Below are 16,443 nucleotides of genomic sequence, written 5' to 3'. Positions count from 1 at the left end.
TTTACAATTTGATGAAGTTTTCTACATCAACTACAAAGATCGTCGCTCCGCCTACTTGCACTTCCACAGGGAAAGATGCATAGCGTCCGATATCATAAGAAGCGGTGCTTGGTACAACCTCCGTACGTCTTCTGCTGTATTCACCGATAACTTCAATCGCTTTATCCACTTTATCATCATCAGTTCCGACAATTAATGTAGTATTGCCCGCACGCAGGAACCCTCCGGTTGTTGCAAGACGGGTAACCTGGAAATTTTCTTTGGTCAGTGCACTGGATACTGCAGGACTGTCATCATTAGACATAATCGCTAAAATCAACTTCATGAGAACATCTCCTTCCATTACTTTACAGCAATTTTGATTATTGTCATTTTACCATATTCACCCTCTGTTTACAATCCGTAAGGTATATTTTCACATGCTTGGGATGTAATTCGATCTTATTTTTTTACTATTTCATAAATCTCATAATATTGCCGTATTTCCCCATGATTCTGCGTTTTATTCTTCCAGCGTTCTTTTGAATTTTGTGATATAATGATAACCGTTCAATCGACTGGAGGGAAATCTATGGATAAAATCGGACTGGTTTTAGAAGGCGGCGGTATGCGCGGCATTTATACTGCGGGTGTATTAGACTGCCTGCTGGATCATGAAATTGAAACCGACGGCGTGATCGGTGTTTCCGCCGGGGCTTGTCATGCGACATCCTATTTGTCAAAACAACGGGAACGTAATTTCCGTGTCAATACAAAGTATTTAAAGGACAAGGAATATCTGAGTCTTCATTCACTGCTGAAAACCGGTTCCTTATTTGGCATGGATATGCTGTTTAATCGAATACCTCATGAACTTGAACCCTATGATTATGACACCTTCAATCAATCAAAAAGCGAATTGATCATTGTATCAACCAATATTGAAACCGGTGAACCCGATTATCACGTGATCAAAGATATGGATAAAGAGATAGGCTATATTCAAGCCTCCAGTTCGCTGCCGCTATTAGCGCAATATGTAGAAATCGACGGGAAAAAGCTAATGGACGGCGGATGCAGTGACTCCATTCCCGTACAGTATATGCGCTCTCACGGCTATCCTAAGAATATCGTTATTTTGACGCAGCATAAGGACTACCGCAAAGGTAAAAATAATCTGCTGCCAATTATCAAGCACAATTATAAGGAGTATCCTAAGCTGGTAGATGCATTGGCAAACCGCCATTTTCAGTATAATCGCACCCTGGACGAGCTCCAATATTTGCAGCGGCAGGGTGAAGTATTCATCATTCAGCCCAGCGAGCCTTTAAGCATTTCACGGATTGAAAAAAATATTGATAAATTAAAGAAGGTTTATCAGCTCGGCTATGAAGATTGTGAAAAACAAATGAAGGAGTTAAAGACTTTTATGACTGAAGAAAAAGCAGTGGTTTAGCTGCCGCACATCTAAATTCAAGAAGCGAAAGCGGAAGTGTCAGTTCCGTTTTTTTATCTTTAGCAAGATATCGTACCCAGCAATGTATGAGATACAGCTTTTTAATCACAGAAGCGAAAACATTACCTGATCTTTTTGACAAACGGATACATTCGTCTGAAATATGTACACTCCTGTGAGTATGTTGAAAATTGCGACATTTGATGTGTGCTGTCTATGGTGCGTATTGCCGATTCATTATAAGCTGATACCAGTAAACAGATGGAGGTATTTAATATGTATTACAGCAACGGCAATTATGAAGCATTTGCACATCCTAGAGCTCCCAAAGGAGTAGACCGGAAAAGCGCATATTTGGTAGGCAGCGGTTTAGCATCCCTCGCTGCAGCCTGTTTTTTGATCCGAGACGGTCAGATGAAAGGCGAGCATATCCATATTCTTGAAGAAATGAAACTGCCCGGAGGGGCTTGTGATGGCATTCAAGATCCTACGAAAGGATTCATTATCCGCGGCGGACGCGAAATGGAAAATCATTTTGAATGTCTTTGGGATTTATTTCATTCCATTCCTTCCCTGGAAACAGAAGGCGCTTCGGTGCTTGATGAGTATTATTGGCTGAATAAAGAAGACCCCAACTACTCGTTGATGAGAGCGACAATTAATCGAGGTGAAGACGCTCATACCGATGGGAAATTTGCATTAAGTGATAAAGCCGCTATGGAAATCATGAAGCTGTTTTTTACCAAGGATGAAGACCTGTATGATAAAACAATCGACGATGTATTTGATGATGAATTCTTTTCCAGTAATTTTTGGTTATATTGGAGAACGATGTTTGCCTTTGAGCAGTGGCACAGTGCGTTGGAAATGAAGCTGTATATACAGCGATTCATTCATCATATCGGCGGACTGCCGGACTTTTCCGCTTTGAAATTCACAAAATACAATCAGTATGAATCTTTGATTCTGCCGATGGTCAAATTTTTGGAAGACCATCACGTTGATTTCATATATGATACACGTGTTACGAATGTCGTATTTGATATTCGTAAGGATAAGAAAACCGCAACCCAAATCGAGTGTATCCGAAACGGTCAAAAAATGAGTATTCAGCTGACTGAAAACGATCTTGTCTTTGTAACGAACGGAAGCTGTACGGAAAATTCCACCCTGGGTGATGAAACACATGTACCGCAGTTCGATACGTTACCGGGCGGATGCTGGGAATTGTGGCGCAACATTGCTCGTCAGGATGCATCTTTTGGTCATCCCGATAAATTTTGTGCAAATCCCGAAAAAACCTATTGGGAAAGCGCTACTATAACAACCTTAGATAACAAGATTCCGCCGTATCTGCAAAAGATATGCAAACGGGATCCCTTCAGCGGAAAGGTGGTTACCGGCGGGATCGTCACCGCTAAGGATTCCAACTGGCTGTTAAGCTGGACGATCAATCGTCAGCCGCATTTCAAAAATCAGCCGAAGGATCAGCTGATAGTCTGGTTTTATGGTTTATTCGGCGATGTGCCGGGAAACTTTGTCAAAAAACCAATGCGTGAGTGTACCGGCATTGAAATCACCGAAGAGTGGCTGTATCACATCGGTGTTCCAGAAGATGAGATTCATGAATTGGCGCTTCATTCCGCTCGCTGCATTCCATGTATGATGCCCTATATAACAGCGTTCTTCATGCCGCGAACTGCTGGTGATCGGCCTAAGGTTGTACCGGATGGCTGTGTAAACTTTGCCTTTATCGGTCAGTTTGCAGAGACCCTCAGAGATACGGTTTTCACTACTGAATACTCAGTTCGTACCGCAATGGAAGCAGTATATACACTGCTTGATGTTGACCGCGGCGTTCCGGAAGTATTTAACTCCTGCTATGATGTAAGAGTGCTGCTGGATTCTACCTATAAAATGATGGACGGCAAAAAACTGGCTGATATCGATGTTCCATGGCTGGTCAAATGGATTGAGAAAAAAGGAATGAAAAAAATCCAAGGAACAGTTATCGAAGAAATGCTGCAGCGTTATCATCTCATATAATTACCTTGAAAGACAGATAACTCTGTCTTTCTTAATTTTTGTGAAGTTTCTGTAAAAAAGGAAAATTTCGCAGCTGATTTTGTTATAATGTGTCGAGGAGAGGAGAAAGATACATGAATCAGTCTTTAAAAAAGCGAATATTCAATATCATTCTGCTGCTCGCACTGACTGCATTCGCACTGTGGTTCGCGTTAAAGGATGATTATCAGGATGTCCTGAATAATCTGAAGCACCTGCCGCTTCGCTGGCTGCTCCTGATTTTAGCTCTCGGTATTTTATATTATGTACTGCAGGGAATCGCACTTTATCTCATTGGTCATACCTATAAAAAGGATCTGCACATTATTGACGGTATTGATAATGCTTATATTGCCGCATTCTTCAACGGAGTTACTCCGTTAGGCGGGGGTCAGGTCGCTCAAACCTATGCATTTCGCAAGCTGCATATGAAATATGCGGATATCGCTTCCATACTTTGGATGGATTTTTTTATTTTTCAAAGTGTTGTATTACTTTATGCCGGATTTTTCATTATTTTTCGCTTTTCGTATGCCATGAATCACTTTCCGCAATTTCTTCCTTTGATCATCCTCGGTTATCTGGTGAACAGCTCAGTCATTATCGGACTTTGGACCGTTATTCGATTTCCGACCTTTTACCAAAAAGTCAGCACCATGCTGCTAAAGCTATTGCACCGGATACGTATTGTAAAGGATGCGGAAAAAACCGCGGAAAAATGGAATAAGCAAATTCTTTATTTTCAACAGGAAGTAAACAATCTTAAGCAGCATAAAACTCTGATCCTGCAGTGTGCGGGTCTTTATATCATACGCCAAACGCTGTTCTACAGCATGCCGTTTCTGGTTGCGCATGCGATCGGGCTTTCTTTACAGCTTAGTGATCTGCTGAACATCATGGCGATATCTGCTTTCATTCATATGCTGAATGCCTTAACCCCGCTTCCCGGCGATACCGGATGGACGGAAACCGCCTTTATAATTTTATACAGCATCTTATTTGGAAAAGCTGACGCAGGCAGTGTAATGATCTTGTGGCGCATGTCTACCTATCACTTAAATGTGGTAATCGGCGGCATTCGATTTATGAGAGTAAAGTCCAAAAAATATCCCATACAAGATACGAACCCTATTGTTAAGACAGGCAAAAACGCAGAAATACATTCATAAAGCCTCATTGAATCATAATCTTAAAATAAAATGTATCACGAATACGATGAAGATTTATATGCTTCTAAGACAAAAAAGATTTGACAGGATTTACGTCAAATCTTTTTCTTACTTCATGATTGTAAATAGGTCAAAAGTTCATGATAACTCGCTACTTCATAATCTGCTAACGATGTGTCTTGCTGAATCTCTGATCCTTTGTAGCCGATTACAATGGTATGGGCTTGCTTTGCCGCTTGAATTCCAGACGTGGAATCCTCGATTACCAACACTTCCTCAGCAATTTGATTCATCTGCTCAAGAGCTAACAAATATACATCAGGAAAAGGTTTTCCTCGTTCCACAGCCGCCGTGGAAAGAATCAGATCAAAGGTATTTTCCATGCCGATCATCCGTAAGGTCTCCTTGATACCGAATAAGCTGGATGAGGATACTACCGCCATTTGGATATCATGCTGCTTGAATACGTTGATAAGTTCCAGCAATCCCGGCATCGGTTTTACATTTCCCTCGCCGTAAAACAATCGATCATAGTAGACAAGCTGATGTGCTCTGATTTCAGAAAGTGTTTCATGAATATGATAATCCTGTTTCAGCTGGCGGCATATATCATGCATGCTCATACCCAAATATCTGGTTAATTCCTGAATTGAAACCGTATGGTTCAAAGATGCTAAATATTGCTTCAAAGCTTCCAAATATAGCTTTTCCGTATCCGCTAAAACACCGTCCATATCAAAACAAACACTTTGAAATCTATGATGAAGAAAGCGCATGAACCTTGTCCATAAATGCTTTTACACGTTTTTCATCAACTTCATTTTCAAATATGCCATCGCGTTTAAATGTAGTTCCAACGAATGCCCCATCAGCAAGCTCCATTATTTTTTCAACACTGTCGATATGAACTCCGGTCGTAGCGAAAATAACAGCATCCGGAAATGTTTCGCGAACCCGTTTCATTAAAGAAACATCCGCTTCCTCTCCTGCAACCGGTCCGGTAACACCCAAGGCATCCGGTTTATCCAATTTATATACAGGGCGCAGGGCATCAATCGCATCACGATTTGCTATATCTGCACTCGATTCCACATTCACATAATATACAAGCTTAAAATCATCAATTCCCAGACGGTGACGAAGCCGATGAATCGCTGCCCCGTCAGTATCCATCAATCCGCCTGCCGTCGCATAAACACCATGATAGGTACCGCGTGTAAATTTTGCTCCTGTGACTGCCGCAAGACATACCGTTGCCTGCGCATCACCGATTAAATGAACCCCGTAAGGAATGGTGATAAGATCGCGCAGCGCACCGATTATATACGCCATTGCCGCAACCATTTCAAACGATGCTCCTTTTGGATATGGCAATGAAAATTCATTCGAAAACAATAGTCCATCCACACCGCCTCGCTGTAACGCAAGAACATCGTGCCGAGCTGCCTCGATTACTTTTTTCATACCGCCCGCTTCATCATATCCGGGATCTCCCGGCAATGCCAGAAAATGTACCAAGCCGATAATGGCTTTTTCTTGGTGAAACATATCAGTTATCCAATTTTTTGACATACGCACCTCTATAACAATCCCAACGCAACCAGAATAATACCGGCGATTGTCATTGTAATCATGATCTTAATCACAGAAACATTCTTTTTCAAACCAAAGAATACAAGCGCTGTCACAGCTACTCCCAGAAAGCCCGGAAGAATCTGATCAAACAATTCCTGAAATTTAACTGCTGTTCCGCCCATCTTCAGCACAAACGGTGTTTGTATCGCCAGTGTTGAGGCCACAAGTGAACCGGCAACCGTCAGTCCGATGATACACATACAGTCTGTTATCCGTCTCATGATGCTGGAATCTTTGATTTTACTAAATGCATTTTTACCGAATTTATAACCCTGGAAATATGTAAAATAACCAGTAGCTAAAATATATGCGGTATATAAGAGGAAGAATACGAGCGGTCCGGCAACTGAGCCTTTCTGCGCCATTCCAATTCCGATCGCCAATAAAATTGTCTTCACAAGACCCTGTGTAATCGTATCTCCGATACCTGCGATCGGTCCCATTAATCCCGTTTTGATACCGTTGATCATATCACTTGAAATATCAACTCCATTCGCTTTTTCTTCTTCCAGTGAAGCCACCATTCCGGGAATTAAGGCACCCCAGTTATTTTCTGTATTAAAGAATGCCATATGTCTCGTTAAGGCCTCAGCACGTTCTTCTTTGTTAGAATAAAGACGCTTAATGATCGGAGTCATTGCATGACAGAAGCCAAGTGCCATTAATCGTTCATAATTCAAACACATCTCACTGGTTAGTTCCCAAATAATCCAGCTTTTCATCAGATCTTTTTTTCTTAAATGAATTTCTGTTTTCTGTTCAGCCGTTTCTTGATTTATCATTTGATTATCCATCATGACGCTGCCTCCTCTCTGGCTCCAAAGAACCAATATAACAATGCGAATGAGATACCCAGCAGTGTTACCGCAATAATATCCAATTTTAAATACTGTACCGCTAGAAATCCGATTATAAGAAAGGAAATAAACTGGATTTTATAAATAGCCTTGATCAGCAATGCCAGACCCAGCGTAGGGAGCAGCATACCGACTGCCATCATCCCGTCCACCAATACTTCTGGAATGACCTTCATAAAATTTTCAAAATGCTCTGCACCGTAATAAACAGCTAGAAATGCCGGAATAACATATACGAAGAAACGCACTACCTGCGGCATAATCACGTTGTTGATGAAAATTCCTCTGGTGTCTCCGTTTTGAGCACATTTATCAGCACGGTGAACCCAAATACAATTTAGTGTCCAGCGGCTCTCTGTTGCCAGCATACCGATCAATCCCATCGTAACCGCAATCGTGCATCCCATTTCCGGCGGCTGTTTGGTTAAGATGGTAAGCGAAGTAGCTACGACTGACGCATAAGTAAAATCTACAGCGCTAACCCCGCCAATTACGATATTTCCTAAGTAAACCAATTGTGTCATTGTTCCGATTGCTAAGCCCGCCTGAACATCTCCCAGAATGAAACCGACGATCGGTCCCCATATAAACGGTGCACACAGGCCTACTGACCAGCATAAAAATTCGATATTTGCACAACAGATCCATGCGCAAATTGCAATTAAAATAGCTTGTACTAGCATACTATCCTCCTTCTTATCCCAATGCGTGTTTCAAGCTGACTACCTTATCAGAAGGTGTTGCCTGAAAATATACATCGATTCCCTGTTTTTCCAGTGCTTCCAGAATCTCTATTTCTTCTATACTGGCACTGACATTTTTATACAGCTGCTTCCGGTTAGGATTCGCACCCATTCCCCCTACATTCAGTTTTTTAACGGCAATACCGTTATCAAATAATTTTTTCGCTGTCATCGGGGTCTTTACTAATATCACCGTGTTTGCTTTATCTTCTTCAAACTTCGGCAGTTGTTCCTGCAGGTTATCTGTTCCGATAACTGCCAGTTCGATGCCGGAAGGCGCTACCATTTTCATGACATCGATCAAAAATTCATCCTTTACCACTTGATCGTCCACGATCACAACTCGCCTTGCACTATAATTCTTAATCCATGCCACAACTACCTGACCATGGATCAAGCGATCATCAATGCGTAAAAATTTAATTGGCATTTTACTATCTCCTTATTTACTTAAAATATCTTTTTTTGATGTAATGCTTGTTTTTCCGATTTCCTTTGCCAAATCACACAACGATTCAAAAGGAAGATGATCTTTTTGCATTGCCGCTTCCAATACCATGGGAAGATTAACACCGGTAACAAGATATACATTGTCCTGCTTCATACTTGCAATCAAACTGTTAAACGGACTTCCAAAAAGCAGATCAGCTAATACTAAAAAGTTCTCATTTTCACGTTCTCGGATATACGCTTCAATTTTTTCTTTAAAATCATCAAGCTGAACTCCCGGTTCCAGCCCATATGCAACAACATTTTGCTGCTCACCAAATATTAAGGACGCAGTCGCAACCAGCGAAGAAGCTAAACTGCCATGTGATACGATTAAAAGATTTGTTTTCATTCTTCCTGTTGATTCTCCTTTTTGAGTAGTGTATTCATGAATACAATATCCTCTTTGCCTTTTTCACAAATCAGTTTCCCCAAATCCCATGGATTTTGTGTATTTTCACCGTTCAGCACTTCAATCAACATGGATAAATTCGTACCGCACACCAAAGCAAACGCATGATCCTTCAACAAGCGGGAACAGAGTATATTCGGCGTCCCTGCCATCATATCCGTTATAATCAACACCTGATCGTGACGCGTTACATAGGAACGAATTTGATTTTCCAATTCATCAAGTGAATCACCAGGCTCCACCGGGATAATGTCAACCGGCGGATGTTCACAAATAAACATCTCAGCAGCTTTCAAAAGCGCCTCTGCGTAATGCCCATGCATGACCATCAAAATATTACACGTCATATTTTCACCAAACGATTTAATGAGATTTCCTGTTCACCAGGAATCTGACGTATTTCCATTTTTATGCCGCGATGCATGATCTTCTTGCAGATTTCAAGGTCTGACTGCTGCAGAATTACATGACTTCCAATCTGCAGTGCTCCTGTTTCTTTCTTTTTCCGCTGTCCGCCGATATTTATTTCACGAATATAGGGAATCATTTCCCACACATGATAAGCATCATTAAAATTCTCTACGATCAGCATCGTATTGTTTTCAGATGCCTCCTCCATTTGTAATGCTTGATAACATGAATCTGTTTCATAAAAATACAATTCAACATTTTGGGGTTTTGCAAGACAAAGTGTTACTTTGGAGAATTCGTCATTTGCCACTTTTGTATTTACAATCATGATTTTGTCAATGTGGTATTTTCTTGTCCAACTCTTTGCCACCTGTCCATGTAATAATCGATCATCAACTCTAAATATTTGAATCATAGAACACATCCTCCAGTTTGCTTTTGCTAGAAATACATACCTGAATCAGTTCGGCCGCACCCTGATTTACATTGACATCTTCTGTGTGTCAAGAAGCAAATCACTTCCTCCTCCTGTCAACATCATAAGATTGAAGTTCAATTTCAGATACACAACAATTTTCACTAATTCAAGTGAAATCTTAATTCACTAAACTGATTTTAAGCTTTCAATTAAATTCTGATAATTGGGATTCGCATATATTTTCTGCACATATTCTTTATCCTCGCACCAGCGTGAAATCATTTCGAATAAATATTCCGTTGTTTCCCGATCCCGGATATGGTTCAGGCTGGTTATGATGATCGTCTTGATATACTGCCGATTCCACGCGATTGGTGCGGCTGCGCGCACATAAGCAACAAACGGATCCTTTACATCGTACAATGAGTGCAGCAATATGATATCATTGCCTATCTCTGCCAAATCAAAACGACATCCGGCCATAAACTTTTTGGCTTCTCGTTCTCCGATTTCACTAGCTAAGACGGCTTCAAGTGAAAGCAAGCATGCTTGTTTGCCGGTTACATCTAACTGTTTGACAAAAAGACGTTCCGGAAGATACATGGTTAAATCTTGATGCAATTCTCCGGGACGATCCAAAATATCACTAATTTCTGAGAAATAATCAGAGATGTGTTCCTGCACATAAATAACCGGTATTTCCAATTCCACCGGAATTGGAATGGTCGTTACCAAAATATCATTCTTTTGAAAAGTAAATGTTTCTAATTCAAAAACATCAATCGTTTTGATTTCCGCTATTTCGGTACCGAATTTTTCATTTAGCTGATTTAAGGTCAAGATCATTTCCGGCCGTCCATGTCCGCAAATCAAAATAATACGTTTTTTATTTCGCTTGCGTTTTTTTGATATAGCGAGATTAAAATACAAAACCAGATATGCAAATTCATTTTCATCCATCGTTACTTGAAAGCACTTTTCTATTTCATCGACTGCTTCTAATCCTACTGAAACAGCATAGGGATATCGGCGCAGTGTTTCATACAATAGCGGATTACGCATGAACAATCCGGTTTTAAGTCGTTTTACCATCGGCGGAATATGTAATTTCAAAAATGAAGTCAATTCCTGATCTAAAAAAAAGGATAAATGGAACCGTTGGTTGATCCGTTTGTAAATATTATATAAAAGCTCTTCAATATCTCCCTGTTCCAGTTGGGATGGATTATCCATCAGAATCGCTTTGGATTGAAAATGCATTGCTAAATAGACAAGCTCTGCTTTGGGAAGAATGATCTCAAATTGTTCATCAATCATCTTTTTTAAATCACAAGCAGCCTTATAAGATGTGCTCTCTAAAAATTCGGTTATGACTGCTTCCGGCAAAGTTACGTATTGGTAAAAACTGCATCGCCGGATCATGATAATGATATGGACAACCATATTTTGTATGGATAAATCAGAAAAACGGATGGCATGCTGGTTTAAAACATGTAGCAGTGCCTCACGGATAAAGCGTACTTCCTTTTGATTTTGTTCACTGGACAGAAGTGCATGATCCTGGACAAAAAAGTTAGTATTGCTGCGCTGAAAAAAGAAGTCATTCACGCAGCGCCGTTTTTGCATTTCCTCTCCTTTGATCACAATTCCCTCATTCATCGAAACATCAATCTGCAAATGATAATTTTGCAGGATATCACGTACGACCCTCATATCATTTTTGATTGTATTACTGCTGACATATAGTTCTTCTGCAAATTCATTGATCGTAATTGGATAGTCCACAGTAAGCATTTTTCGAATTATGTAGTTCGTTCGTTCTTGATGATTACGGGGGATTGCTGTGAAGGAGTGTTCATTGGTACGGTATATATCCTGTATAGCAGAAAACAGCTTTTGATTTTTTATAAACAGCTGATATCCTTCCCCTCTTTTCGAATACAATTCAGCTCCATGCTTTTCAAATATCTCATACAGCTCCTTCATATCCGTTTTTACAGTACGTGTGGTAACATGTGCCAGCTGGGCAAGCTCCATGCTGGTTATATTTAATTCTGGATGTGTAATGAAGTACTTCAGAAAGAGCTGCTGCCGCGGTGTAAGATTTTCAAGCATGTTTAAATACCTCCAAGATTGCATTATTTTTTTAAATATAGCATTCTAACCAGAAACTGTAAACAGAGGGTGATTTTTTATCTGTATCAGCTAATAGGAAAGGTATGCGTTAATGTAATCATCAATAATTTCAGCTGATTAATAAGCGCAGTTTCCCCTTATTTATCAATCATATAATTCCGTATAGTACATAAAAAATGCAGACACAGAAATGTGTCTGCAAATATTCGTAAATTTTTTTAAACGTTAAATCGGAAGTGCATCACATCTCCGTCCTGAACAATATACTCCTTACCTTCTAAACGCAGCTTTCCTGCTTCTTTTATCGCATGCTCACTGCCCAGTTCATCAATATCCTTGAAAGAATACGTTTCCGCACGGATAAACCCTTTTTGGAAATCACTGTGAATCACACCGGCACACTGCGGTGCCCTCATGCCTTTATGGAAGGTCCACGCACGGCACTCGTCTTCGCCGGCTGTCAAGAAGGTACACAAATCGAGAATATGATAAGCTGCCTTGATCACCTTGTCCAAGCCGCTTTCTCCAATTCCCAAATCCGACAGAAACATATCTTTTTCAGTCTTTTCCAATTCACTTAATTCTTCTTCAATTTTGGCACATATCGGAACCACTTCATTATGTTCTGCTTCCGCAAAAGCCTTTACTTTTTGATAATAGGCATTGTTGGATGCATCTCCGATTTCTTCTTCGGACATATTTGCAATATAAATCATCGGTTTCAGAGTAAGCAGGCTCATGGATTTGATGATCAGCAGTTCTTCTTTATCCAGTTCGACACTGCGCGCTGCCTTGCCTGCAGCCAGCGCCTCCTGAATCTTTTTCAGTACCGATACTTCGGCCAAGGCTTCCTTATCTTTATTCGTTGCCGCTTTGCGTTCGATCTTTCCCAAACGATTCTCAACAGTCTGCAAATCAGCCATGATCAGCTCCAGATTGATGATTTCAATGTCACGAATCGGATCGACGGATCCCTCGACATGCGTGATGTCATGATCATCAAAACAGCGTACAACGTGACAGATTGCATCCGTCAGGCGGATATTGCTTAAAAACTGATTTCCCAGACCTTCTCCCTTGCTGGCGCCCTTAACCAGACCGGCGATATCTGTGAATTCGAAAGTTGTATAAATTGTTTTCTTAGGATGGAACAGCTCAACCAGACGGTCGATACGCGCATCCGGTACTTCCACTACTCCTACATTGGGCTGAATCGTCGCAAATGGATAATTGGCAGCCTCCACCTGACTTTTTGTGATAGCGTTAAATAAAGTGGATTTTCCTACATTAGGAAGCCCCACAATTCCGGCGGTTAACGGCATAGTATCATTCCTCTCAATTTACCGGTATCATTTTACCATTTTCCTATTCAGATATCTACTTTAATTGCGATTTTGCCTTCTGCGCATGCAAAGAAAGGAAATACTGATCGCGTTCACCATCACCAAGGATGCCGCAATGATCATGGTAAGTGTTTCGCCGCGCAGACGGTCACTCACAAACAGTACATCGTCTATAATTGTGATGATGAAAAAGAAAATCATGAAGAAGGTCATCTGCTGCTGACTATGCATGCCAAAATAAGCATCTTTAAAAAGCAGCGCGCAGGAAGCATATGCGGACGCCAGCATAACTATCGAAATTAAGAAGTCTGAAAATCCGATCTTGTTGACAATGTCATAAATTCCGAAATCCTGAATAAAAGCAGCGCACAGCAGAACAATGATCAGACCGGCCATTGTATGAAAAAAGATCCTGCCGCGAATTTGTATTTGTCGTTCATCCATATTCATAGACTATTCCTCCTCTTCCCAAAACAAGTCGTTCAGTGTCTGATGCAGTACCCTGCATATCGCAATACAAAGCCTGATGCTCGGATTATAATCGCCCTTTTCGATTGCGTTCATCGTCTGCCGCGTGACTCCCACTCGATCAGCAAGTCCCTGCTGGGTCAAATCCATCGCTGCCCGAGCGGCTTTTACCTTTAAATTTTTACTCATATACATCACCTAACTTGTCATCATTATATAAACAGTTATACATAAAGTCAAGTATATATTACATTTTATATGATTAATATTACTAACATAATTAATTACACTTCATAAATGATCTGAAAGCAAGCATTTATTCACCTGTCTTTTCTTTTAATATGTGATAAAATGGTTATATATTACGGAAGGGTTGAAATTCAGATGTTTAAAAAAAGAGTACACCGTATAATAATTGCTTTTTTTACAGTTCTGTTGACCTTTTCTTTAACGCTTCAATTTCCGCAGGCTAAACAGAAAAAAACGATTCGTGTCGGAATGGCGATGCAAAGCGGTCTGTCAATGAAGGATGATAAAAACAATTATTATGGTTATGACTATGATTATCTAATGCAGATTGCGCAGTATACCGGTTGGGAATATGAATTTGTTGAAGTAGAAGGGGATATTAACCAACGCCTCACCAAGCTGCTGAATATGCTGGAAAATGGTGAAATTGACATTATGGGAGCTATGAAATACAGTGAAAAACTCGAGGAGGTTTATGATTATCCAAGCGAACCATATGGCTATTCCTACAATGTTCTGCGGGTAAATGATAAAAATGAAATTTATGATTTTAATACTCTCACCCACAAAAAAGATTTAAAAATTGCAGTCTTGAAAACCGCAGCCAAGCGTATTCAAAAGCTGGATCAATTCGCATCTGCCAATGGTTTTGCTTATACAAAAGTTTTTTGTAATTCTGAGGATGATTTAGCAAATGCTGTCACATCAGGAAAAGCGGATGCCCTTTTGGAAGTGGATCTTATCGCAAACGATCATTTCAATAACATTGTTAAATTCTCTCCGGATCCGTTCTATTTCGCAGTATCAAAAGGAAAGAGTGAAATCGTGGCGGAGCTCAATCAAGCGCTGAATAATATCCAGCAAAATAATCCAACGCTTTCCAGCAATCTTTATAATCGTTATTTTTCAGGGATCAATACCTTTGTTCTAAGTAAGAAAGAAGAGGAATTCATCCAATCGAAAAAAACGATTAATGTCCTGGTAAAGGACGGGGCTGCGCCTATCCAATATACGTTAAATAAAAAAGCATCGGGAGTCGGTGCCGATGTCTTAAATTTCATCAGCAGACAAAGCAATTTAGAATGCAATTTTATTGTAGCGAAAACCAGTAAGGAGTATAAAAATTATTTAGATGAAGGAGATATTGATGTTCTGCTTGGCGTTACTTATGATGCCGATTATGCAGCTTCTCTAAATGCAGAATTGACCAATCCATATTTAAGTACGAGTATGCAGTTGGTTACCAACAAAGCTGTGAGTCCCTCTAAGCTAAACGGAAAAACATTGGGTGTCAATGAAGATGCCAGCGCCAATATCAATTATGCGGATGGTTCCGAAAAAATGAAGATATATGATACTCCGGAAGAAATACTGAAAGCTATAGACTCTGGAGAAGCAGATTACACCTACTTGAATAAGTATTTGGTAACGTATTATATGAATAAGCACCGCTTTAAGAATCTCTCTTTCTTTTCAGCTCCGGATTATATGCAGAGTCAATTTTCATTCGCGATTTTGAATCATAATAATCAACAGCTGAAGAGCATTTTAAATAAAGGAATACGCGCCTCTCAGGATGACATAACTACATATATTTATAAGAATGGATATGTAGAAAGCGGTTTTGATTTAATTAAATATACACAGGATCATCCGCTGATGGCAGGAAGTATCACGCTTTTGACATTGGCAGTCATCATATTCAGTATTTTACTGTACTATAAACGGCAGCTTCAAATCAAGCAGGAAATGGAGCTTGAATATCAGAGATTTCAGAAGCTATCCGAAATTTCCGGTGAAATGACTTTTACATATGATTACCGTAAAGATGAATTAAAAATTAGTAAATTCGGTATTCATCAATTGGCAGAGGTAGATCAGATTCCGTCCTTTGCCCAAGGCAGTCAATTATCCAATCATGCGCTTGAGAAAATCCTGTATTACCTGAAACAGGAAAACGATGTGAATGATGAATTAGAGCTTCAGCTATTGGATCAGGAAGAAAAATGGTATCGCTTGATCATTAAGGTAATCAAAGGCGCGGGAAAAGAAGATCAGTCTTATTATGCGGTTGGTCGTGTAAAAGATATTCAGAAAGACGTAGAAGAACGGGAAATTCTGCTCCGCAAAAGTATTACCGACAGCTTGACCGGTATTTATAACCGCCGTGGTATTATCGAACGTATTGAGGAAGGAATGCAGGGATGTTCATCCAATCATGCACTTATCTTACTGGATTTGGATAATTTCAAAGTAATAAATGATACCTACGGTCATCTGGAAGGTGACAAGGTTCTCTGTCAGACAGCTGAAATGCTGAAAAAGATTTTTCTGAACAGTCCGGTTGGCCGGTTGGGCGGCGATGAATTTATTATTTTCATCCAGAATACCAGTGAGCGGGAGGTTGCCGAATGCTGCAGTGTAATGCTTGATAAGATCAATCACATTCCGTTTGTGGAAAAGCATCATCTTTCCCTGTCCATGAGTGCGGGAATCGTAATGACGACATACTCATGTGATGTGACCGAGCTCATCCGCTTTGCCGATGAAAGTATGTATCATGTTAAGAAGAGCGGCAGAAACGGATATTATTTCTACCATGAAAATATGTAAA

At 40.2% G+C, this 16,443-nt stretch carries 17 protein-coding genes; 4 read left to right on the top strand and 13 right to left on the bottom strand.

All coding sequences use genetic code 11. The annotated features are described in order from the left end of the window. Position 1 precedes the first annotated feature (1 nt). Complete coding sequence (locus tag GSF08_RS01935) at positions 2 to 325, bottom strand: cyclic-di-AMP receptor (protein ID WP_160624188.1); 324 nt, start codon at positions 323 to 325, stop codon at positions 2 to 4. Between the two features lie 246 nt (positions 326 to 571). Here GSF08_RS01935 and GSF08_RS01930 point away from each other — a divergent pair, with 246 nt between their 5' ends. From GSF08_RS01930 to GSF08_RS01920, 3 genes are all read left to right on the top strand, one after another. Further along, the gene (locus tag GSF08_RS01930) at positions 572 to 1,435 is read left to right on the top strand and encodes a patatin-like phospholipase family protein (RefSeq protein ID WP_160624187.1); all 864 of its coding nucleotides are present in this window, start codon (positions 572 to 574) and stop codon (positions 1,433 to 1,435) included. 276 nt (positions 1,436 to 1,711) lie between these two features. Then, entirely contained in the window at positions 1,712 to 3,481 is a 1,770-nt protein-coding gene (locus GSF08_RS01925) for an oleate hydratase (RefSeq protein ID WP_160624186.1), read from the top strand. 113 nt (positions 3,482 to 3,594) lie between these two features. Continuing rightward, positions 3,595 to 4,668 (top strand): lysylphosphatidylglycerol synthase transmembrane domain-containing protein, encoded by a 1,074-nt coding sequence (locus GSF08_RS01920; RefSeq protein WP_160624185.1) that lies wholly within the window; start codon positions 3,595 to 3,597, stop codon positions 4,666 to 4,668. 113 nt (positions 4,669 to 4,781) lie between these two features. Here GSF08_RS01920 and GSF08_RS01915 read toward each other — a convergent pair whose 3' ends face one another. The 12 genes from GSF08_RS01915 to GSF08_RS01860 form a co-directional block, all read right to left on the bottom strand. Further along, positions 4,782 to 5,402, bottom strand: coding sequence for an HAD family hydrolase (locus GSF08_RS01915; RefSeq protein ID WP_160624184.1), 621 nt, complete (start codon positions 5,400 to 5,402; stop codon positions 4,782 to 4,784). A 22-nt stretch (positions 5,403 to 5,424) separates the two neighbouring features. Continuing rightward, positions 5,425 to 6,240 carry a BtpA/SgcQ family protein gene (locus GSF08_RS01910; protein ID WP_160624183.1) on the bottom strand — a complete coding sequence of 272 codons (816 nt, stop codon included), beginning with the start codon at positions 6,238 to 6,240 and terminating at the stop codon, positions 5,425 to 5,427. 8 nt (positions 6,241 to 6,248) lie between these two features. Further along, on the bottom strand, positions 6,249 to 7,100 hold the full coding sequence (locus GSF08_RS01905) for a PTS system mannose/fructose/sorbose family transporter subunit IID (protein ID WP_160624182.1): 852 nt from the start codon (positions 7,098 to 7,100) through the stop codon (positions 6,249 to 6,251). After that, positions 7,097 to 7,843, bottom strand: a complete 747-nt coding sequence (locus GSF08_RS01900; RefSeq protein WP_160624181.1) for a PTS mannose/fructose/sorbose/N-acetylgalactosamine transporter subunit IIC — start codon at positions 7,841 to 7,843, stop codon at positions 7,097 to 7,099. Before GSF08_RS01900 ends, GSF08_RS01905 begins: the two co-directional genes overlap by 4 nt. A 13-nt stretch (positions 7,844 to 7,856) precedes the next feature. Then, a complete protein-coding gene (locus GSF08_RS01895) occupies positions 7,857 to 8,333 on the bottom strand; it encodes a PTS sugar transporter subunit IIB (RefSeq protein ID WP_160624180.1) in 477 nt (158 codons plus the stop codon). Positions 8,334 to 8,345: 12 nt separating this feature from the next. After that, positions 8,346 to 8,744 carry a PTS sugar transporter subunit IIA gene (locus GSF08_RS01890; protein ID WP_160624179.1) on the bottom strand — a complete coding sequence of 133 codons (399 nt, stop codon included), beginning with the start codon at positions 8,742 to 8,744 and terminating at the stop codon, positions 8,346 to 8,348. Then, a complete protein-coding gene (locus GSF08_RS01885) occupies positions 8,741 to 9,151 on the bottom strand; it encodes a PTS sugar transporter subunit IIA (protein WP_160624178.1) in 411 nt (136 codons plus the stop codon). Before GSF08_RS01885 ends, GSF08_RS01890 begins: the two co-directional genes overlap by 4 nt. Then, positions 9,148 to 9,630: a PTS sugar transporter subunit IIB gene (locus GSF08_RS01880; RefSeq protein ID WP_160624177.1), complete on the bottom strand. Its 483-nt coding sequence runs from the start codon at positions 9,628 to 9,630 to the stop codon at positions 9,148 to 9,150. Before GSF08_RS01880 ends, GSF08_RS01885 begins: the two co-directional genes overlap by 4 nt. 189 nt (positions 9,631 to 9,819) lie before the next feature. After that, on the bottom strand, positions 9,820 to 11,748 hold the full coding sequence (locus GSF08_RS01875) for a BglG family transcription antiterminator (RefSeq protein ID WP_160624176.1): 1,929 nt from the start codon (positions 11,746 to 11,748) through the stop codon (positions 9,820 to 9,822). 239 nt (positions 11,749 to 11,987) lie between these two features. Next, entirely contained in the window at positions 11,988 to 13,091 is a 1,104-nt protein-coding gene (ychF, locus tag GSF08_RS01870) for a redox-regulated ATPase YchF (RefSeq protein ID WP_160624175.1), read from the bottom strand. Positions 13,092 to 13,151: 60 nt separating this feature from the next. Further along, positions 13,152 to 13,562 (bottom strand): NADH-quinone oxidoreductase, encoded by a 411-nt coding sequence (locus GSF08_RS01865; RefSeq protein ID WP_160624174.1) that lies wholly within the window; start codon positions 13,560 to 13,562, stop codon positions 13,152 to 13,154. A gap of 3 nt (positions 13,563 to 13,565) precedes the next feature. Then, complete coding sequence (locus tag GSF08_RS01860; RefSeq protein ID WP_160624173.1) at positions 13,566 to 13,769, bottom strand: helix-turn-helix transcriptional regulator; 204 nt, start codon at positions 13,767 to 13,769, stop codon at positions 13,566 to 13,568. 195 nt (positions 13,770 to 13,964) lie between these two features. On the opposite strand from GSF08_RS01860, the gene GSF08_RS01855 reads away from it, so the two are divergent. Beyond that, a complete protein-coding gene (locus tag GSF08_RS01855; RefSeq protein WP_160624172.1) occupies positions 13,965 to 16,442 on the top strand; it encodes a transporter substrate-binding domain-containing diguanylate cyclase in 2,478 nt (825 codons plus the stop codon). Position 16,443: the final 1 nt, after the last annotated feature.

Origin of the sequence: Copranaerobaculum intestinale (assembly GCF_009831105.1) — a bacterium.
Lineage (GTDB): Bacteria > Bacillota_I > Bacilli_A > Erysipelotrichales > Erysipelotrichaceae > Copranaerobaculum > Copranaerobaculum intestinale.
This window is presented reverse-complemented; position numbering and strand designations above follow the sequence as displayed.

What these genes read in the sequence shown, in the direction of transcription:
- GSF08_RS01880 (WP_160624177.1), bottom strand. Translation starts at nt 9,630, where the DNA reads ATGATTCAAATATTTAGAGTTGATGATCGATTATTACATGGACAGGTG.
- GSF08_RS01895 (WP_160624180.1), bottom strand. Translation starts at nt 8,333, where the DNA reads ATGCCAATTAAATTTTTACGCATTGATGATCGCTTGATCCATGGTCAG.
- GSF08_RS01905 (WP_160624182.1), bottom strand. Translation starts at nt 7,100, where the DNA reads ATGATGGATAATCAAATGATAAATCAAGAAACGGCTGAACAGAAAACA.
- GSF08_RS01925 (WP_160624186.1), top strand. Translation starts at nt 1,712, where the DNA reads ATGTATTACAGCAACGGCAATTATGAAGCATTTGCACATCCTAGAGCT.
- GSF08_RS01875 (WP_160624176.1), bottom strand. Translation starts at nt 11,748, where the DNA reads ATGCTTGAAAATCTTACACCGCGGCAGCAGCTCTTTCTGAAGTACTTC.
- GSF08_RS01900 (WP_160624181.1), bottom strand. Translation starts at nt 7,843, where the DNA reads ATGCTAGTACAAGCTATTTTAATTGCAATTTGCGCATGGATCTGTTGT.
- GSF08_RS01920 (WP_160624185.1), top strand. Translation starts at nt 3,595, where the DNA reads ATGAATCAGTCTTTAAAAAAGCGAATATTCAATATCATTCTGCTGCTC.
- ychF (WP_160624175.1), bottom strand. Translation starts at nt 13,091, where the DNA reads ATGCCGTTAACCGCCGGAATTGTGGGGCTTCCTAATGTAGGAAAATCC.
- GSF08_RS01860 (WP_160624173.1), bottom strand. Translation starts at nt 13,769, where the DNA reads ATGAGTAAAAATTTAAAGGTAAAAGCCGCTCGGGCAGCGATGGATTTG.
- GSF08_RS01930 (WP_160624187.1), top strand. Translation starts at nt 572, where the DNA reads ATGGATAAAATCGGACTGGTTTTAGAAGGCGGCGGTATGCGCGGCATT.
- GSF08_RS01910 (WP_160624183.1), bottom strand. Translation starts at nt 6,240, where the DNA reads ATGTCAAAAAATTGGATAACTGATATGTTTCACCAAGAAAAAGCCATT.
- GSF08_RS01890 (WP_160624179.1), bottom strand. Translation starts at nt 8,744, where the DNA reads ATGAAAACAAATCTTTTAATCGTATCACATGGCAGTTTAGCTTCTTCG.
- GSF08_RS01915 (WP_160624184.1), bottom strand. Translation starts at nt 5,402, where the DNA reads ATGGACGGTGTTTTAGCGGATACGGAAAAGCTATATTTGGAAGCTTTG.
- GSF08_RS01935 (WP_160624188.1), bottom strand. Translation starts at nt 325, where the DNA reads ATGAAGTTGATTTTAGCGATTATGTCTAATGATGACAGTCCTGCAGTA.
- GSF08_RS01865 (WP_160624174.1), bottom strand. Translation starts at nt 13,562, where the DNA reads ATGAATATGGATGAACGACAAATACAAATTCGCGGCAGGATCTTTTTT.
- GSF08_RS01885 (WP_160624178.1), bottom strand. Translation starts at nt 9,151, where the DNA reads ATGACGTGTAATATTTTGATGGTCATGCATGGGCATTACGCAGAGGCG.
- GSF08_RS01855 (WP_160624172.1), top strand. Translation starts at nt 13,965, where the DNA reads ATGTTTAAAAAAAGAGTACACCGTATAATAATTGCTTTTTTTACAGTT.